The sequence below is a fragment of the Paenibacillus sp. J5C2022 genome, assembly GCF_025567625.1.
GTDB lineage: Bacteria > Bacillota > Bacilli > Paenibacillales > Paenibacillaceae > Pristimantibacillus.
Window position 1 is genome coordinate 1 of record NZ_JAOQJC010000055.1, and the last position, 19,622, is coordinate 19,622.

The window sequence follows — 19,622 nt, forward strand, 5'->3', positions numbered from 1 at the left end:
AAAATCGTACAAAGTGAGGGGCAAGTGGAGCAAATTTGCTGCGTTTGTATGAAATATCGTACAAAGTGAGGGGTAAGTGGAGCAAATTTGCTGCGTTTGTATGAAATATCGTACAAAGTGAGGGACTTGAGGAGCAAATGTGCTGCGTTTGTATGAAAAATCGTACAAAGTGACCGTCACCAGAAGCAGTATCGCCGCTGTGGCGTGATATGTGTGCGTGCTATATGTCTATATGTATGGGGCAAAAATGGTGCCGCCAGGAGCGAGTGAAGGGAGGTGCGGATGTGACGATCGAGATTGGACTGGCCGGCTGGGGCGATCACGACGACCTGTATGAGGCCGGCACCAAGCCGGGAGACAAGCTGAAGGTGTATGGCGAGCACTTCCCAGTGGTCGAGGTAGACAGTACTTTCTACGCGATACAATCCAGAGATCGATTCGCCAAGTGGGTGCAGGATACGAGGGATTCGCTGCAATTTGTAGTGAAGGCGTATGGCGGCATGACCGGGCATCAACGGGGCGGCTCCGGCAAGGGCGAGCAAGGCGATATGGCAGAAGCATTCAAGCGCATGCTGGAGCCGGCCATCGAGAGCGGAAGATTGACGGCCGTATTGTTCCAATACCCGCCCTGGTTCGACTGCAACAGTCATCATGTCAAGCTGTTGAAGTATACGAAGCAAAGGATGGAAGGCATACCGTGTGCACTGGAATTCCGACATGCCAGCTGGTTCGAAGGCGAGATGCGGGAGCGGACGCTTGCGTTCATGGAAGAGGAAGGATGGATTCATGGCGTCTGCGACGAGCCGCAAGCGGGGATGGGGAGCATTCCAACCGTATTGAAAGCTACGACTCGGGATGTGACCATCGTGCGCATGCACGGGCGTAATGTGGCGGGCTGGAATGCGGCAAGTGCTCCGAATTGGCGCGAGGTCCGCTACTTGTACCGGTATAGCGAAGCGGAATTGACGGAATGGCGAGATAAGCTGATCGAGCTGGAGCGGCAATGCGGACGGGTGTGCGTCATCTTCAATAATAATTCCGGCGGTGATGCTGCGGACAACGCCAAGGAATTGATGGAGATGCTGGGGCAGAAGCGCCCGGACGGCAGCGACCCGATTGCACAGCCGTCACCGCCGGATGTGGAGCAGCTGGAGCTGTTCTGATCGCAACGATGGAGACGCAATGGAAATGGGCAGGTAGAGTGCCGCATTGTGCGGTTATTTGAAATTGCCATTCAATTTCGCGGCAAACGATGATAAAATGCTAACAAGAGCTATTCCGTCACAATGGCGGTGGCAAGTAGGAGGATCGATTTATGGATTATATCAGTACCCGAGGCAAGGTTGGCAATATTGGATTTATCGATGCATTCATGATGGGGCTGGGCAACGACGGCGGCCTGCTCGTGCCAAGCGCGATTCCTGTCATATCTGCGGAGACGCTGCAGCAGTGGGAGAAGCTAAGCTATCAGGAGCTGGTTATGGCGATTTTCTCCTATTATACGAACGGCGAAATTCCCGAAGAAGACCTGAAGCAGATGGTGGAAGCCAGCTACTCCACTTTCCGTCATGAGGAAGTGACACCTGTTCGCAAGCTGCACGAAGGTACGTACCTGCTGGAGCTGTTCCACGGTCCGACATTCGCATTCAAGGATATCGCCCTGCAATTCATGGGCCAGCTGTACTCCTATGTCGCAACCAAGTACAACAAGAAAATTCATATTCTTGGCGCAACTTCCGGAGATACCGGCGCATCCGCCATTGAGGGCGTAAGAGGCAAGGACGGCATTAAAATATGCATTCTTCATCCGCACGGCAAGGTCAGCAAAGTGCAGGAACTGCAAATGACGACCGTCCAGGACGATAATGTGCTGAACCTGTCCGTCGACGGCAACTTTGACGATTGCCAGCGTATGATTAAGGAATTGTTCGCCGATCTGGACTTCAAGGCGGCCAACCACTTGGCTGCGATCAACTCCATTAATTTCGTCCGCATTATGGCGCAGACCGTGTATTATTTCTATGCATACTTCCGCGTGAAGCAGGAGACATCTGCCGAACGCATTAATTTCAGTGTGCCGACGGGCAACTTCGGCGACATATTTGCAGGTTACTTGGCCAAGCGTATGGGCCTGCCGATCGGCAAGCTTATCCTGGCCACGAACGAGAACAACATTCTGGAGAGATTCGTCCAGGAAGGCGTATATATGCCAGGCGAGTTCTGCAGCACCTACAGCCCATCCATGGACATTCAGGTGGCGAGCAACTTCGAGCGTTACTTGTATTACGTACTGGATGAGGACGCTGCGCAAGTCGGCAAGCTGATGGAGCAGTTCAAGACGGAGGGCGAGATTGCCCTGCCGCCGGAATTGCTGACCAAGGTGCAGGCGGACTTCTCCGCTCATGGCGTAATGGGCCAGGAATGTCTGGATACGATATCGGACTACAAAACAAAGGCGGATTATCTGCTGGACCCGCATTCGGCATGCGGCGTGGCGGCGGTAGAGAAATGTGCGGGAGCAGGCGAGGTGACGGTGTCGCTGGCGACTGCCCATCCGGCGAAGTTCGATGAAGCGATCCGGCTCTGCGGCATTGAACAGCAGTTCCCCGAGCAGATCGCCATCCTGTTCAACAAGCAGCAGCGGCAGAAGCGAATCGATGCGGATCTATCCGCCGTTGCGGATGAGCTGGTGAAGTTCTATAATGCTTAATCGGTAGTGAAGCTGTCCCGTCTATGGCGGGACGGTTTTTTACATTTATAGAAAATATAAGTTCCGGGGTCCCCGCAAAGTACCTGATTAAGCTTCGAAGCGGAGCCTCACTTTGTTAGGTTATTTCATACCTCTGGCGCTGAGAATGGACGAATGTCATCATTTTACCGGAAATAGTCATTGTTGCCGACTATATTCCTGACGGGACCCCATCTAAAATAGAGTTCTTCCCGATTCCGAATCTGGAGCAGGCATCAAGGAATCATACTGAAGAGGGGGACGTGACCATGCAGAAACAGAGAATGTTCAATCAGACAATAAAGAGACATCTATCGCGAACCGCGGGACGCAGGCTGCTGCTGATCTGCTTGTGCTTCATCGCCATTAGCGCATTAGCCGGTTGCAAAGAGAGTCCCTCCGGCAGCATGACTCAGCAAGCTGGTTCACAGGGAAGCTCTTCGGGGGGAATGCAAGCCGGTTCTTCGTCATCCGTGCGGACGCCCCCTTCTTCCATGGAAAGTGCCGTATCGTTCGTCGTCTTCGATGCGAGCCGGACTTTCCCGGAGGGGCTGGACGACAATCACAATCCTTATCTGGAATATATTGAGCGGCATACAGGGGTGGATATCACCATCATTGCGCCTCCGTACAGCAGCTATCAGGAGAAGCTGAATTTAATTATGGCATCGGATGCTCAGCCCGACTTGATCAATACGAGCGATCCCGCATGGGTATCGCGCTTCGTGGAAGAGGAAGCGCTCATGCCGCTTGGCGAACTGCTGGAGCAATACGGCAGCGAGCTTTTGGAAGCGTTTCCTAAAGAGGCGTGGGATGCGGTGACATTCAATGGCGACATCTATGCCGTTCCCAGCCTTGCCGAAGTATCGGGCAATGAAGTGATGTATGCGAGGAAGGACTGGCTGGATGCGCTGGGGCTTGATCCGCCCGTCACTTTGGAGGAGTACTATGAAGTGATGCGAGCATTCACTTACGACGATCCGGACGGCAATGGCCGGGACGACACATGGGGCATTACGATTATGCCCGCCGGCTTGTCGCGGACCGCTCCGTTCTTCGGGGCGTTCGGCGTGCCGCGCAGCGTCAACGGCATTACGCAGTGGAAGGAAGTGGACGGCGAGCTTGTCTATAGCGGCATTTTGCCGGAGACGAAGGAAGCGCTGAGCTTTTTGGCCAAGTTGTACGGTGACGGTATGTTGGATCGGGAATTTATTCTGAATAAAAACAGTACCTTCATCAATAAAATCGTCAATGGGAGTGTCGGCATGTTCTCCGCCACTTGGTTCGACACGCGGGGACCGATTCTGGACAATATGAACAAGGACCCCAATGCGCAATGGATCAGGCTTCCCTACCCTGTGGGGGAAGAGGGGCAATCGGGAACGGCTGAACGCGATCTGCTGCAGTCGTATAGCGTTATCCCTGCCCGCAGCGCGAATGCGAAGGAAGTCATTAAAGTACTCAGCTTTATCGCGGGGGATGGCTACCGGGATTTGAAGCTGGGCTTTCAGGGCGAGGTATGGCACTTGGAGGACGGCGTCATGGTGACGGATGAAGGGAAGCATAACGAGCATATTTACCGCGGAACGCTGCATGCGATCGCCGATCCCAATGATCCAGCCGTTCGCAAGGAACGGCTGGACTCGCTAGGGAAGCAGTATGAGATGAACGACAATGTGGAGTACGTGCTGGCACATGTGCTGCGAAGCGATTTTCGCGGTCCGCCGACCCCCTCTATGGGAAGATACGGGACGAAGCTGCAGAAGCTGGAGGACGAAGCGTTCACCCAGATCATTATGGGAATTAGTCAGGGCAATGCGTTCGATGAGTTCGTCAAGCAGTGGATAAGAGAGGGCGGCTGGGAAATATCCAATGAAGTGAACGCATGGTTCAGGGACAGCAAGGCATGGGAGGGACAGAGGCCATGACCGTTTTTTTTCGGAAGCTTCGCCAAATGTATCAGGAGCGCGTTCAGCTTCGCCTGACGATCTATTTCCTGTTTATTCTCATCCCGCTTGTTGGCGTCAGCTTGTTCGCCAATTTTAGATCGACGGATATTTTGGAAGGGCAGACCGATGAGCGGACGCTGAACAGCTTGCAATCCGCGCTGAGCAATATCGATCTGGTGCTGCAGGATTTGGACAACTTGTCAGCTCTTATTTCATCCGACCATAGCATTGAGCCTGTGCTTCACGAAGCGGACGACATTCTACTGCCAAGTGAATTGTACGGGTTCTACAACATCATCGACAGATTAACGAATATTACGGCCATTAACGGCTATTTGCAGGAAATATCGATACTGCATACACCCTCGGGATTTCTGCTGTCGACGCAGCATGGGGGAAGGAAGCTGGATTACCGGAAGGAGTCCTGGTTCGATGAGGTGGAGCAGGCGAGCGGGAAGACGGTGCTGTATGCGCCGATGAGACAAGAGACGGCTTCTCCGCTGTTCGGTAACGGCACCGTCAGCTTCATGCGCATAATGGATGTGCACAAGCTCTACAGCGCGTCAAATGTCCTTATTCTGACGATATCAAGGGATAAGCTGCTAGGCATGATTGAGGAGCTGAAGGTGACGCCGGAGACGTCCATTTATCTGTACTCGCCCGATGGCCGGCTTCTGGCAGGCACGGACGAGCTGTATGTGGAGGATGAGTGGAGACATCTGGAAGGCAGGAAGGCGGCCGGAATGGAGGCTGGCATGCTCGTATGGCGCATGCAATCGGCGCAATCAGGCTGGTCGCTGGTCATGGTGCAGCCCGAAGGCGAATTGTACAAGGAATCGAGGAAGCTGTCGCAGTTCACGAATGTGATCATTCTGCTCAGCATCGTACTTGCTTTTCTAATCTCGCTGGTTGTCTATAAGGGGATCGCTGCGCCGTTGTCCAGCTTGCTGCACGGGATGAAGCAGATGCGGCTGCGCAAGTTCGGTACCCGTCTGCCCAATGCGAGGAAGGATGAATTCGGCGCGTTGACGGAGGCGTTCAACGGTATGATTGCCGACCAGCAGAGGCTGATTCAGGATATTTACGAGCATCAGCTGCAGCTCAGCAAGACCGAGCTTAAGTTTCTGCATTCGCAGATTAATCCTCATTTTCTCTATAACACGCTGGATTCCATCTACTGGACGGCCAAAAATTATGAGGCGGACGAAATTAGCGAGATGGTGCTGAATTTGTCCAAGTTTTTCCGTCTTAATCTGAGCAAAGGGCGGGAAACGTTCACGGTATCCGAGACACTGGAGCATCTGATGTATTATTTGCGCGTGCAGCAGTTCCGGTTCATGGACCAGTTCACGGTGCGCTTCGATATCAAGGAGGAGACGAGGGATATTCATGTGCTGAAGCTGCTGCTGCAGCCGATCGTGGAGAATGCGATCCTGCACGGACTGGAGAAGCGGGGGACAGGCGGTGAATTGGTCATCTCGAGCACTCTGGAGGACGGCATGCTCTGCTTGACTGTCCAGGATAACGGTGCAGGCATTCAGGAGGAGCGGCTGGCTTATATGAAGGGAGAGCTGATGCGCATGGAGAGCAAGGAGCAACTGGTGGCGATAACGGAGCAGCAGCATAAGGAGCTGTTCGGACTGCGTAATGTGCTGGGCCGCTTGAAGCTGTATTATGGGGACTCGGCCATGCTGCACATTGAGAGTGTGGCAGGAGAGGGGACGATGGTTGCAATGCGCTTCCCGCTGGAGCGGGAGACGGTAGCCTCGGCTTGAGGGGAGCGTCGAGCTTCACAATAGGGCACATGAGTCGAAATAGTGTATGCAGCCTACACAGGAGCAGCGCAATAGGGCATATGAGTTGAAATAGTGTATGCAGCCTACACAGGAGCACCGCAATAGGGCATATGAGTTGAAATAGTGTATGCAGCCTACACAAGAGCTCCAAAGTGGGGCATACGTGAACAGTATGAAATATACGTCAAACGAGCAATCGCCGGGTTTCCTCCGGCGATTGCTCGTTTTTTCTTTTATAGCCGAAAGAAATATTTTACTGCGGGGGAAGTCATCAATTTACCAATGAAAGTCATCATCCCCGTCTAGTGAGCTGAAAGCGATTCCAGCTACAATGACAAGGAACAACACCGAACCTGCAACAGAAATCGCAAAAGAAGGGGCTGGTAAATATGAGGAGGATATGGTGTATGGCGTTGATATGCAGCTTAGTGCTTGCTCTGTGGCCGTCATCGGGAATACAAGTGTCTGCTCAGAACGGAGGAGCTGTTACGGGAGGGTCTGCGTCGAGCGGATCGACGACGGCTTACACGGGAGAGTCACCGAGCGGATCGACGACGGCTTACACGGGAGAGTCACCGAGCGGCAACGGAGGCGCTGCAAATACGGCTTCGACCGATAATCAGTCTGTCGCAGCGGCAGACCTCATCGAGGTGGAAGCGGAGCCGATCGATATTACGATTGAATTGAATGGCCCGCGCCATGCCATCGCTTATGTCGATCAGGACTTGTCGGGCAAGAGCGATTACGTAGCGCTGATCTCGCACTTATACGGGAATGCGTATACCGTTCCCAAGTATTATGTTGCCGTCGTGATGGATCACCAGAACAAGGTCGTGCAAGTGGTGAATCCGTCCGTGAACGGATTGCCGCCCGTGTGGGAGCCGGCGCCGGTGGACGTCGTCATTCCGGAAGGCGGGTTCCTTCTGCTGGCGCATGATGATTCCTATGCGTCGAAGGGCTTCAAGAAGTACTTGGCGGAGAACTTCCAACAGGGGGATATCATCAAGCTGCGCAAGAACGGCGACGTCGTGCCGCTGGCGGACATTATCAGCAGCGGCCCGCGGCCGAGCGTGAAGGTGGACCAGCAATCGATGTTCACCGTGAACGAGCAGAGCTTCACGCTGACCGGCTCCGTCACGCATATACAGCCGGGCGATGCTCTAACCGTGTATGGCACTCCGGCAACGGTCGATGAGACGGGACTGTTCGAAGCGGCATTGACGCTCCAGGAGGGCGTGAACTACGTCGACACCGTGCTGACAAGGGATGGGGAAGAGCTGGCGCGGACATCGACAGTTATGTATTACAAGCCCGGTCCGATCGTGACGGACGAGGAAGTGCTGATGTGGGTGGAACAGGGCCCGAATGCGAAGAAGTTCCAGTCCAGCGAGGATGTCTATAACATGCTTGTCAAAGCGGCCGACGCCGGCATAACGGGCATCATTCTGGATGTGAAGGGCTATGAAGGGTTCGTCTCCTACCAGCAGAACGATCTGACAGGGCGGCCTTATGTGAGCGAGATGACCGATCCCAACCGCATCGGGGCGAATCCGGAGCTGGATCTGCTGGAGGAGTTCGTCAAGCATTGCCGGGCGCTCGGCCTGACGATTCATGCGGCGGTGAATGTATTCGCGGAAGGCTCGATGCATGAGAATGCGGTGCTGGATGCGCATCCGGAGTGGGAGGAGATGGTGTACCGTCCGGAGGACGGAGGGCAGATCCTGCCGATTCGCCAAAGCGCAGCCGCCAATAAAATCGTTGCCTTCGTCAATCCCGCGGATGAAGACGTTCGCGAATACCAGCTAGCTACATTCGAAGAGATCATAAAGAATTACGACGTGGACGGCATTAACCTTGACCGGGGAAGGTATGACAATTACTTCGCGGATTTCAGCGAAGAGACAAGAGAGCAGTTCGAGGAGTACTTGGAGGAACGGGGCAAGGAATTGGAGGCTTGGCCGGACGATGTATATAAACTTGTATACGACAGCGAAGGACGTGCAACCCGGGTAGAGGGTCAACATTATCTGGACTGGTGGGCGTTCCGCTCGGGCGTCATCAAGAGCTTCACGGACGAGGTGAGGGAGCTGGCGGATGAGTATGGCGAGGAGAAGGGCAAGCCGATCCAGGTATCCGCATACGTCGGCTCCTGGTACGATTCGCTGTACATGAACGGCATTAACTGGGCGAGCCCGGACTTCAGGTATGACGGGCGGCTTGGCTTTACCGAGGACCGCATCTATACCGACGACTATTACAGCACCGGCTATATCGGCAATCTGGACTTCCTGATGATCGGGACCTATCAGAGCACGGAGTCGGAGATCGAGCATTATATGACGCTAGGCAACATATTGACCCGGGGAGAAGTGCCGCTGTACGCCTCCATCGCGTTGAGCAATGTGAGGGAGCCGGAGCTGCAGCGCATCGTGTTCCAGGCTGCGAAGCAGAAGACGGACGGCATGATGCTGTTCGACTACTCGCTGGTCAACTTCGATACAGTGAAGGCGGCTTTGAACGATGAAGCGTACGTGAAGCCGTATCAGCTGGGAATAAGCAAGCCCGGCCAGCCGGATGGGTTCCTGGAAGGCGACTTCCTGAACATGAACCGTAATGAAGGCAACATCAACATGTTCACGAACGAATTCGGACTGTCGACGGACACGAACAAGTGGGGCGTGGAAATCGCAGTAGGCGGAACCGGGCAAGTGGTGCATACGGCGAATAAGGAGCAGGCGATGAACTGGAACTGGACGATCGTCGATGCTAACGACAGCGATATTCCCGAAGGAGGCTTCGTCCTATCGGCGGCAGATCCGTCGGGCATGAGAGAGAAGCGGCAGCTTGTGGCCGGTCTGTATGCGATGGGAGACGAGGTGCGGGCAGCTCTGCTGGAAGGCTTCCGGGCATATGACGGCATCACCGTCGATCATCATCAGCTTCAGCTTGAAGGCACAGTTACGGTGCTGGGGTTCGGCGAGTCGGTCGAAGTGAAGATCAACAGGAAGAAAGCGAAGCTAAGCGGCAATCGCGCCAATCCGCGCGCTGGCCAGACCGACACGAGCGAGCCGATTGACTTCTCGGACAAGGTTAAGCTTGCGCAAGGGGAGAATAGCATCGTTATCGAAGTCTACGTTGATGGCATGAAGACGAATGAGAAGACCATCCTTGTCACCTGCAATTAGGATGACTCATATGACAGAACTGCAGAAGCGACAACAGGGGAAAGGATGACACTGGCAATGATTGCAACTTATATGAAAAGGCTTGGCCTTGATGTGCGCAGAGACTGGGATCTGTACCTGATGCTCATACCGGGAATATTGTTTCTGCTGCTCTTCAAATATACGCCGATGTACGGCATTGTCATTGCGTTCAAGGATTTCAATATTTTTGACGGGTTGAAGGCCAGCCCGTGGGTAGGATGGACGAACTTCGAGCGGCTGTTCTCGTCGCCGGACTTCGGCGTCGTATTCCGCAACACGCTGATTATCAGCTTGTACAAAATTGTATTCTTGTTCCCGCTGCCCATCGTGGTGGCGATATTGATGAACGAGATCCGGAACATGATATTCAAGCGCAGCATTCAAACGGTCGTTTATTTGCCGCACTTCCTGTCCTGGGTTATCGTAAGCGGCTTGTTCATCGACCTGCTCTCCACAGACGGAGGCATCGTGAACCGCATTATTGTATCGCTCGGCGGCGAGCCGATCCGCTTCTTCATGGACACCGACGTATTCCGGTCCGTGCTGGTAACGTCCGCAGGGTGGAAGGAGGTCGGCTGGAGCACGATTATTTACTTGGCTTCCATCGCTTCGATCGATCCGCAGCTTTATGAAGCGGCCAAGATCGACGGAGCGGGAAGGTTCAGACAGATTATGCACATTACGCTGCCCGGCTTGATTCCGGTAATCATTCTGATGTTCATCCTTCGCCTGGGACATATTCTGGAGGCGGGCACGGAGCAAATTCTCGTCATGTACAACTCGCTCGTCTATTCCGTTGCCGACGTCATCGGCACATATGTGTACCGAATCGGCCTCGGGCAGCAGGATTACAGCTTCTCGACAGCGGTGGGGCTATTCGATTCCGTCGTGGGACTCTTCCTTATTCTGACGGGCAATTACTTAAGCCGAAAGTTCCTGCAGCGCGGGCTTTGGTAGAAGGGAGACAACGAAGATGGCGCACAAAACATCCTTATACGACAAGCTGTTCACCGCATGCAACTATTTGTTCTTCCTATTCCTGGGCGTGATTACGCTGTTCCCGTTCCTTAATCTGATCGCCAAATCGCTAAGCAGCGAAGAGGCGGTCATATCGGGCCAGGTCGGGTTGCTTCCCGTCGACATTCAATTCGGCACGTACAACTTCGTTATCACCGACAGCATGTTTCTCGGAGCGTTCCGCAATTCCGTTATCGTAACGGTGGTCGGTACGCTGCTCGGTCTGCTCATGACGACAATGTCGGCGTACCCGCTGTCGCGAGCGCGGCTAAGAGGACGCAAGTGGTTCATTCTGCTGTTCGTCTTCACAATGTTGTTCAGCGGCGGACTGATTCCGACCTACTTGCTGCTGAGCGGCATTGGGCTGGTCAACAAGCTCCCCGTGCTGTTCCTGCCGGCGATGGTCAACGTCTTCAATCTGCTCGTCATCAAAAGCTACTTCGAGAGCTTGCCGGACGCGCTTGAGGAATCCGCCAAAATTGACGGGGCAAGCAACTTCAGAATTTTTTACGGCATCATATTGCCTCTGTCCATGCCTGTTCTGGCCACGATCGCGCTGTTCTTCGCCGTTCAGTTCTGGAACGACTTCTTCATGGCGATGGTGTACATCAGCAATCCTGAATTGAAGCCGCTGCAGCTGTACTTGAAGGAGCTTCTGGCCTCGGCCAACAACATCTTCATGCGGACGGATATGATTGACGTCAACTCCGCGATGAACGCATCACCGCAAGCGATCCAGGCGGCTGCGATTATCGTCGCGACGATTCCGATTATTCTCGTCTATCCATTCCTGCAGAAGTATTTCGTAAAGGGGGTCATGCTTGGATCTGTGAAGGGGTAGCGTATGAAGCCGGAGAGAGAGAAGAATGGATAGCAGGATGGCAGTGCATAGAGAGGGTTCAACCATCATTCCATCATTCAACAATGCCGAAGGGGAGGAAGACAGAGATGAAAAAGCTGATATCGCTCATGATGATTATGGTGCTGGTTGTCGTAACGGCGGCCTGCAGCGGCTCGGATAGCGGCAAGGAAACGAATAAGGGTAGCGAGAAGCCGCAAGCAACGGACAACGGCGGCTCGAATAACGGTGACAAAGGGAAGAACGACGAGGGAGCCAAAAACGTGCTGGACGGCGACAAGCCGACGCTGAGACAGCTGCAGCCGTTCAACCATTTCGATCCCAATAACGATTATGTCGCGAAGTTCCTGGAGGAGAAGACGGGCTACAAGGTCAAGTATGACATGCTGCCGGAGGAGATGTTCAACGAGAAGCTGAACCTGCTCATGGCGAATAAGGAGCCTTACGACTTCATGAAGCTGGGCAAGGATCAGTTCTACAATCTGGTGGAAGCGGGCGCGCTGGAGCCGCTGGATGAGCTGCTGGATCAATACGGAGACAATCTGAAGGCGGGCATCAATGAAGAGACCTGGAAAGCGGCTACGGCAGACGGCAAGATCTACGGTATTCCGGAAGGCGGCACGGGACTGTCCGCCAGCACCAATCTGGTCGTTCGCAAAGACTGGCTGGATGAGCTCGGACTGGAGATGCCGACCAACCGCGACGAGCTGTACAATGTGCTGAAGACGATCAAAGAGAAGAAAAACGTCGTACCGCTGTCCGGCTACAAGAGCATCTTCCCGGAAATTGCCACGACGTTCGATATTCCGACGCTGTCCAGCAACGCTTTCGCATGGGGCGAACTGAACGGAGAGTTGATTCAGCAGGCGCAGCATCCGAAGATGAAGGAATATCTGGCCTTCATGAACAAGCTGTATGAAGAGGGCTTGATCGATTCCGAATGGCCGATCAATACCGGTTCGAAGGTCATCGAGAAGTTCACAAGCGGCAAGGCTGCGATGATGAGCGTCGCTTGGTGGAGCTCTCCGTCCATCGTGAGCGCACTGGCGAAGAACTTCCCGGATGCGAAGCTTGAGACGCTTCCATACTTGACGGGAGACAGCGGCAAGCCTTCCGTAGGGGCCGGAGCCGGCATCAGCTATTATATCGCCATTCCGAAGTGGGCGAAGAACAAAGAGCATGCGATGAATCTGATGAACATGAAGCTGGAAGAGAAGCTGTTCAAGGAACTGGTCATCGGTGAAGAAGGCGTGCACCATAAGGTGGAGGACGGCAAATACTATCCGATCCTGCCGAAGTTCAATGACGACCTGACCAATGCGAGCCACTTCCTGACGGGCACCGATCAGCGCGTCTATGAGGGCTACTGGCAGGCGCGTGTACGCAAGGACCCTGTGCTGCAAGGCTATTATGAGCAGTTCCAGCAGCAAGCGGAAGGCAACTTCGTCGTAGATCCGATGTCCAAGGCGAAGCCGATCGAGAGCGTATCCAAATATACGCAATCGCTCATGCAATTCTCCGAGGATACTTATATGAAGTACATCGGCGGATCGGAGTCGCTTGACACGTTCGATTCCTATTTGGCACAATGGGAGGCGAATGGCGGCAAGGAGATGGTGGAAGACGCCAGAGAGTGGTATAACAGCCAGAAGTAATCGTCTAACTCCAAATTGAAGCAAAAGCAAAAGGTTGAGAACCTTCTGCTGTCGTTCCCCGGAGCGCAGCGGAAGGTTCTTCTGTCAGCGATGGAGGTGATGACATGAAATTGATTATCGTAGAGGACGAGCCGCGCTTGAGACTGCATCTGGCCAACGATATCGGCTGGGAGGAGCATGGCATCGATGTGGTCGGCCTCGCGGCCAGCGCGGAGGAGGCGCTGGAGCTGGTAGAGCGCAAGCGGCCGGATATTTTGCTGCTGGACGTGCAGATGAGCGGCATGTCGGGCATCCAGCTGGCGAAGGAAATACAGGCCGGCGGCCAACTGGTGAAGATGATCGTGCTCAGCGGCCACGACAACTTCGAATATGCACAATCCGCGATGGCATACGGGGTGAGCCAATACCTGCTCAAGCCCGCCGGCGATACGGAAATTCTGGAGGCGGTGTTGTCCGCGGCTGGAGAGCTTCGAGCCAAGCTGGATGAGCTGCACAATCATGCGGCGTTGAAGCAGAAGTGGACGCAGCATCTGCCTTATCTGCAAGAGATGTTCCTTCGCAACTGGCTGCACGGGCAGTATTCCGCCTGGGAGCTGAAGCGGCGCAGCGGCGATGTGCTGCTGAACTTGCAGCCGCAAGACTATTACTGCGCAGCCATTGTGGACATAGACCCGCTGCCGGAGGACGAGGAGAGATTCAGCGGGAAGGATACGTCCCTCTTGCAGGTATCCGTCAAGTCGATTGCCAGAGAGTGTCTGGCGGAAGGCGCGGTATGGATGTTCACCGACTTCGACGGCTCTACGGTTATCGTGTTCCGCTCGCGCGGAACGGAGGATCGCGAAGGCTTCCTTCATCATGTCAACGCCTCCATCGAGAAGCTGCTCGATATCGTGAGGCAAATCTTCAAGCTGACGGCCAGCAGCGGAATCAGCGCCTGTACGGACGAGCCGCTGGAGTTGAACAAGCTGTACGAGCAAGCGCGGCAAGCGCTGCAGAAGCGGCTCGTCTACGGCAATGGCATTGCGGCCACTTATCAGGAGCGGTTCGAGCTGGAAGGGGAGAATTATGCCCGGCCGGATCTGGAGCGCGAGCTGGAGATCGGACTGGAGAAGGGCAACGAGGAAGCTGCTCTGAAGGCGATGGACAAGCTATGGACATCTGTGATGGATGGAGCAGAGCATGTGGAGCAGGTCCGGGAATCGATTTTGTACTTCAACAGCTTGCTCATACGGCTCATCCAGCAGCGAGGATGCTCCGTGAAGGAAGTAGCCGGAGAAGATTTTCCGTATATGCAGAACTTGCAGACGATCGCAACGAAGGAGCAGATGCGCGACTACCTCCATCGCCTGATTCGCCGGTTCGTTCAATATCTGATGCAGAAGCGGGGAGCGGCGGGACATCGTACGGTGGAAGCGGTGCTCGTCATGATTGAGGAGAGCATCCACGAGGATTTGACGCTTCATACCGTGTCAGAGAAGCTGTTCATTAATTCCTCCTACTTAAGCCGGTTGTTCAAGCAAGAGCAAGGCAAGCCGTTCTCGGCTTACGTGCTGGAGCGGAAGATGGAGCGGGCGAAGGCTTCTCTGCTTGGGGGGGCCAAAGTGTACGATGCGGCCAGCAGCGTCGGTTATCGCGATGTCAGTTACTTCACGAAGGTATTCCGCAAGTATTGGGGCATTACGCCGGGCGAGATGGCCAAGACGTCTGGAACATAAGCGAGGAGGCGATGGCAAGTTGCAACCGTTCACGAAAGCAGTCATTGACATTATCAAGAGCATTCCGCCGGGGAAGGTGATGACGTATGGGAGCGTGGCCGCCCTTGCGGGCAGCCCGCGTGCGGCTAGGCAGGTTGTGCGCATTCTGCATGCCATGAGCAAGAAGGAGGGCTTGCCCTGGCACCGCATTGTCAATGCGAAGGGAGAGATTGCTCTGTCCAGCGACGAAGGGAGACTTCTGCAAAGTCTATATTTGCGCGATGAAGGCGTGGAGGTCGGCGAAGACGGAAGGATCGAGCTGGCGCGCTATTTCCATCGGCCTAGCTAGATCCCCCTGCGCAATTCGGACGGCGCCAGATGTTTATATTTTTTGAACGTCTTGCTGAAATAATAGATATCGTTGAAGCCGCACGCGCTGGCAATCTCGGAGACGGTCTGCCCGGTATTGCGCAATAAGTAATCCGCCTTGTTCAGCCGAATGGCCGTAATATATTCCGTAATCGTCCGGCCGCTCAGCTCCTTGAACAGCCGGCTGAAGTGATAGCGGCTGAGCGATGCGATGGCGGCAAGTTCCTCCACGGGGAGCTCTTCCATATAATGCTGTTCAATGTAGCGGAAGACCGGCTCGAACCGCTTGACATTCTTCATCCGCTCGTCGAATTCGTCCTTCGTCAGAACCGTCTCGACGTGGCTGCGCAGCAGAAGTGTCAGCAGCCTGTACAGCTCGGACTTGATCGCCAACTCGTAGCCGAATCCCTTCGCCTTCATCTCCTGTACGATCGACAGCATGCATGCGTTGACCGAATCATTGTTGCGAATATGATTGCGAATGATTAAGCGGTTCTGGGCGATCGGTACGATGAACTTCGTCTCCGCCGCATCCGCGGACGAGCTGTGCAGAATGGATGGATGCGCGATAAGCGCATAGTAGAACAAATCCGGCGACAAGCACATTCCCTGATGGAGCTCATTGCTGTTGATGACCACCATATCGCCGGGAACCGCTTGTATGATCGTTGAGCCGCACGCCACTTCCATCGTTCCCGATACGACATACAGAAATTCCAGATGCTCGTGCCAATGCGGCGGGAATAGAAGCGAATCAGGCTTCTTCCATTCGATCTGATGCAGCTTGATCGGAAAATGAGGATCGGGCATATCCATCTTCTCCGGCAAGGATATATCGTTGTTCAATAACGAGCTTTCGGCTTCGTCTTCCAAATACATACGCTCACCTCTTCAAAGCACAATTATACAAACAAACCGCACTGTGCTACATGGCATTACCTTCTAGTCATATTATAATACGATAGAGTGTAGTGTAAAAGCTTACATTCAAAATTGGATAAAAATATCGAAAATGAGTGATATTGAGAGGAGATTGGCTAATGAAACCAGTACAGATCGGCGTTATCGGCACAGGTTCTATATCGTCCATGCACTTAAACTCCTATGAAAAGAGCGAGGAAGCTACGATTTATGCAGTATGCGACTTGAATGAGGAGAGGGCTCGCAAGGCGGCGGAGAAATACGGCGCCGAAAAAGTGTACACCGATTATCGCGAGCTGCTGGCAGACCCCAACATTGAAGCGGTCAGCATTTGTACATGGAATAATAGCCATGCAGAGATCAGCATTGCCGCTCTGGAAGCGGGCAAGCATGTGCTGGTGGAGAAGCCGCTGTGCCGCACTGTAGAGGAAGCGCTTAAGGTGCAGGAAGCGGTAGAGAAGACGGGGAAAATACTGCAGGTGGGCTTTGTCCGCCGTTACGATACAAATGCCCAATTGCTTAAAGGATTGGCGGAGAAGGGCGAGTTCGGCGAAATCTATTATGCGAAGGCGCAAACGTTCAGACGGCTTGGCAATCCAGGCGGCTGGTTCTCGGATATCGAGCGTTCCGGCGGCGGCCCGCTGATCGATATCGGCGTGCACGTCATCGACCTGTGCTGGTACCTGATGGGGCGTCCGAAGCCGGTTAGCGTCAGTGCGAATACGTATCGCAAGCTGGGCAACCGCTCCAATATTAAAGATCTGTCCTTCTATAAAGCGGCAGACTACGATGCCGAGAGAAATACGGTGGAAGATCTGGCCAATGCCATCATTCGCTTCGAGAACGGCGCTTCTCTGATGGTGGACGTCAGCTTCACTCTGCATGCGAAGAAGGATGAGACGAACGTTCGTCTGTTCGGCGAGAAGGGCGGCATTGAAGTCGAGCCGGAGACGCTAATCGTCTCGGAGATGAACGACCGCATCGTGAACATTTATCCGCAGACGGATCATGCCGCGTTCGAGTTCAACAGCGCATTCCAGAATGAAATCAATCATTTCGTCGACAACGTGAAGAACGGCTCGCAGCCGATCAGCCCGGTGCAAGACGGTGTGGAAATTATGAAAATTCTGTGCGGCATTTACGAATCAGCAGCTAAAGGGGAGGAAGTAAAACTATGAAACTGGGAATAAGCACATACAGCTTGAACAAAGCGTATCAGGCGGGAGAATTGACATTGCCGGGCACTGTCCGCGCCATTGCGGAAATGGGCGCAGATCATGCGGAGATCGTGCCGCTGGGCGTTGCGCTGCCGGACGAGCCGGCATTGGTGGAAGAAATCCGCAATGCCGCTAGCGAAGCGGGCATTGAGCTGTCCAACTATGCGATCGGTGCGAACTTCGCCGACCTGAGCGATGAGGATTGGGAGAAGGAAATCGAGCGGGTGAAGAGGGAAGTGGACGTCTGCGCGGCAATGGGCATCAAGCGCATGCGCCACGATGTGGCCAGCTCCAAGGATCTGTCTATTATGAATTTCCTAAATCAATTGCCAAGACTGGCTGAAGCCTGCCGTCGCATCGCCGATTACGCGAAGCCGCTCGGCATTACGACTAGCGTGGAGAACCACGGCTACTTCATTCAGCATAGCGACCGCGTACAGGCGCTGGTGAATACAGTCGACAGAGAGAACTTCCGCACGACGCTGGATATCGGCAACTTCCTCTGCGCGGACGAGAATCCCGCTGTAGCCGTTGCCAGAAACGTCGGCATCGCCTCCATGGTGCATGTGAAGGACTTCTACTACCGTCCATCCTACCGCAACCCGGGCGAAGGCTGGTTCAATACGTCTTCGGGCAACTGGCTGCGCGGCGCCGTTGTCGGCCAAGGCGATATCGATATGCCGCATGTGCTTCGCATCGTGAAGGAGAGCGGATATGACGGTTATGTCTCCATCGAGTTCGAAGGTATGGAGGAGTGTCGCAAAGGCACGCAGATGGGCTTCAACTACGTGAAGCAAATGTGGGAATCCATCTAAGTTCAATAGAAAAGGAGCGTGGCGTAACGTGCAAAAAACGATCATTACCAATAAAATCGGCGTTATTGTGGACAGCTTCCAGGTGGGCGTAAGAGAAGGGTTGGTCAAGGCGAAGAAGCTGGGAGCCGACGGCGTTCAAATCTATGCGGTCAAAGGCGAGATGGACCCCGACAATCTGACAACTGCGCAGCGCAAGGAATTCAAAGGATACATCGACTCGCTAGGCCTTGAAATCTCGGCGCTTGTCGGCGATCTGGGCGGCCATGGCTTCCAGGACGCTTCGCAGAACCGTGCCAAGATCGACAAGTCGAAGCGGATCATGGAGCTGGGCATGGAGCTGGGCACCAATATCGTGACGACGCATATCGGCATCGTGCCGGACGACCGCAATGGAGCAGTCTATGCGGCAATGCAGGGAGCGTGCGAGGAGCTAAGCCAGTTCGCCAGTGATATGGGCGCTTACTTCGCAATCGAGACCGGTCCTGAGACGTCCGCCCATCTGAAGGAATTCCTGGACACGCTGAGAACGAACGGTGTCTCCGTCAACTTCGACCCGGCCAATATGGTAATGGTGACAGGTGATGATCCCGTTCAAGGCGTCTATACACTGAAGGACTACATCGTACACACGCATGCGAAGGACGGCATCAAGCTGAGAGACATCGATCCCCGTGACGTATACGGCGCTTACGGTTACGAAGTGGAGACGGATCATGAGAAGATCGCGCAGATGGTGGAGAAGGGCGACGCGTTCCGCGAGGTCCCTCTCGGCGAAGGCGGCGTGGACTGGAACAACTACTTGAAGGCGCTGAACGATATCGGCTACAAGGGCTACTTGACGATTGAGCGTGAAGTGGGCACGAATCCGGAAGGCGACATCGGCCTTGCCGTGGAGTTCCTGAAGAGCTTTAGAGCTTAGAGGATAGAGAAGGCGATCCGCACCGGTTGCGTAACCGGCTGCCGGATCGCCTTTTGTTACATATATAGAAATTATAAGTTCCGGGCTCCCCGCAAAGTACCCCAGTAAGCTTCGAGGCGGAGCCCCACTTTGTGGGGGATTTTATGATAAAGAGTTTATAAATTCGAGTTGAATACCCTAAGCTAGTGGATAGACTTGTGCGAGTCATATGAGTGCATGAATCCTACACTGGAGCGCCGAAAAGGGGCGTACGAGCCAAATGAGTGTATGAATCCTACACTAGAGTGCCGAAAAGGAGCGTTCGACCCGAAATAGTGTATGAATCCTACACTAGAGTGCCGAAAAGGGGCGTACGAGCCAAATGAGTGTATGAATCCTACACTAGAGTGCCGAAAAGGAGCGTTCGACCCGAAATAGTGTATGAATCCTACACTGGAGCGCCGAAAAGGGGCGTACGAGCCAAATGAGTGTATGAAT

General features: G+C 54.1%; 14 protein-coding genes. 13 read left to right on the top strand and 1 reads right to left on the bottom strand.

Features of this window, described 5'->3' with window-relative positions:
- The first annotated feature begins 236 nt into the window (after positions 1-236).
- The 10 genes from M6D81_RS28435 (at position 237) to M6D81_RS28480 (ending at position 15,253) form a co-directional block, all read left to right on the top strand.
- Positions 237-1,163, top strand: a complete 927-nt coding sequence (locus M6D81_RS28435; RefSeq protein WP_262680737.1) for a DUF72 domain-containing protein — start codon at positions 237-239, stop codon at positions 1,161-1,163.
- A gap of 152 nt (positions 1,164-1,315) precedes the next feature.
- Positions 1,316-2,710, top strand: coding sequence for a threonine synthase (thrC, locus tag M6D81_RS28440; RefSeq protein ID WP_262680688.1), 1,395 nt, complete (start codon positions 1,316-1,318; stop codon positions 2,708-2,710).
- A 287-nt stretch (positions 2,711-2,997) separates the two neighbouring features.
- On the top strand, positions 2,998-4,656 hold the full coding sequence (locus tag M6D81_RS28445) for an extracellular solute-binding protein (RefSeq protein ID WP_262680690.1): 1,659 nt from the start codon (positions 2,998-3,000) through the stop codon (positions 4,654-4,656).
- On the top strand, positions 4,653-6,452 hold the full coding sequence (locus M6D81_RS28450; protein WP_262680691.1) for a cache domain-containing sensor histidine kinase: 1,800 nt from the start codon (positions 4,653-4,655) through the stop codon (positions 6,450-6,452). The genes M6D81_RS28445 and M6D81_RS28450 overlap by 4 nt, the downstream gene beginning before the upstream one ends.
- A gap of 428 nt (positions 6,453-6,880) precedes the next feature.
- A complete protein-coding gene (locus tag M6D81_RS28455) occupies positions 6,881-9,658 on the top strand; it encodes a family 10 glycosylhydrolase (RefSeq protein ID WP_262680692.1) in 2,778 nt (925 codons plus the stop codon).
- Between the two features lie 57 nt (positions 9,659-9,715).
- Positions 9,716-10,636 carry an ABC transporter permease gene (locus M6D81_RS28460; protein WP_262680694.1) on the top strand — a complete coding sequence of 307 codons (921 nt, stop codon included), beginning with the start codon at positions 9,716-9,718 and terminating at the stop codon, positions 10,634-10,636.
- A gap of 16 nt (positions 10,637-10,652) precedes the next feature.
- Positions 10,653-11,537 (top strand): carbohydrate ABC transporter permease, encoded by an 885-nt coding sequence (locus M6D81_RS28465; protein ID WP_262680695.1) that lies wholly within the window; start codon positions 10,653-10,655, stop codon positions 11,535-11,537.
- A 107-nt stretch (positions 11,538-11,644) separates the two neighbouring features.
- On the top strand, positions 11,645-13,210 hold the full coding sequence (locus M6D81_RS28470) for an extracellular solute-binding protein (RefSeq protein WP_262680697.1): 1,566 nt from the start codon (positions 11,645-11,647) through the stop codon (positions 13,208-13,210).
- Between the two features lie 104 nt (positions 13,211-13,314).
- Positions 13,315-14,925 (top strand): response regulator, encoded by a 1,611-nt coding sequence (locus tag M6D81_RS28475; protein WP_262680698.1) that lies wholly within the window; start codon positions 13,315-13,317, stop codon positions 14,923-14,925.
- A 19-nt stretch (positions 14,926-14,944) separates the two neighbouring features.
- A complete protein-coding gene (locus M6D81_RS28480) occupies positions 14,945-15,253 on the top strand; it encodes an MGMT family protein (RefSeq protein ID WP_262680700.1) in 309 nt (102 codons plus the stop codon).
- Here M6D81_RS28480 and M6D81_RS28485 read toward each other — a convergent pair.
- Positions 15,250-16,152, bottom strand: a complete 903-nt coding sequence (locus tag M6D81_RS28485; RefSeq protein WP_262680702.1) for an AraC family transcriptional regulator — start codon at positions 16,150-16,152, stop codon at positions 15,250-15,252. The genes M6D81_RS28480 and M6D81_RS28485 overlap by 4 nt on opposite strands.
- Before the next feature lie 161 nt (positions 16,153-16,313).
- On the opposite strand from M6D81_RS28485, the gene M6D81_RS28490 reads away from it, so the two are divergent.
- The 3 genes from M6D81_RS28490 to M6D81_RS28500 are packed head-to-tail and all read left to right on the top strand — an operon-like array spanning position 16,314 to position 19,145.
- Positions 16,314-17,372 carry a Gfo/Idh/MocA family protein gene (locus tag M6D81_RS28490; RefSeq protein ID WP_262680703.1) on the top strand — a complete coding sequence of 353 codons (1,059 nt, stop codon included), beginning with the start codon at positions 16,314-16,316 and terminating at the stop codon, positions 17,370-17,372.
- Positions 17,369-18,226: a sugar phosphate isomerase/epimerase family protein gene (locus M6D81_RS28495; RefSeq protein WP_262680704.1), complete on the top strand. Its 858-nt coding sequence runs from the start codon at positions 17,369-17,371 to the stop codon at positions 18,224-18,226. Before M6D81_RS28490 ends, M6D81_RS28495 begins: the two co-directional genes overlap by 4 nt.
- A 28-nt stretch (positions 18,227-18,254) precedes the next feature.
- A complete protein-coding gene (locus M6D81_RS28500) occupies positions 18,255-19,145 on the top strand; it encodes a sugar phosphate isomerase/epimerase family protein (protein WP_262680706.1) in 891 nt (296 codons plus the stop codon).
- Positions 19,146-19,622 lie beyond the last annotated feature (477 nt).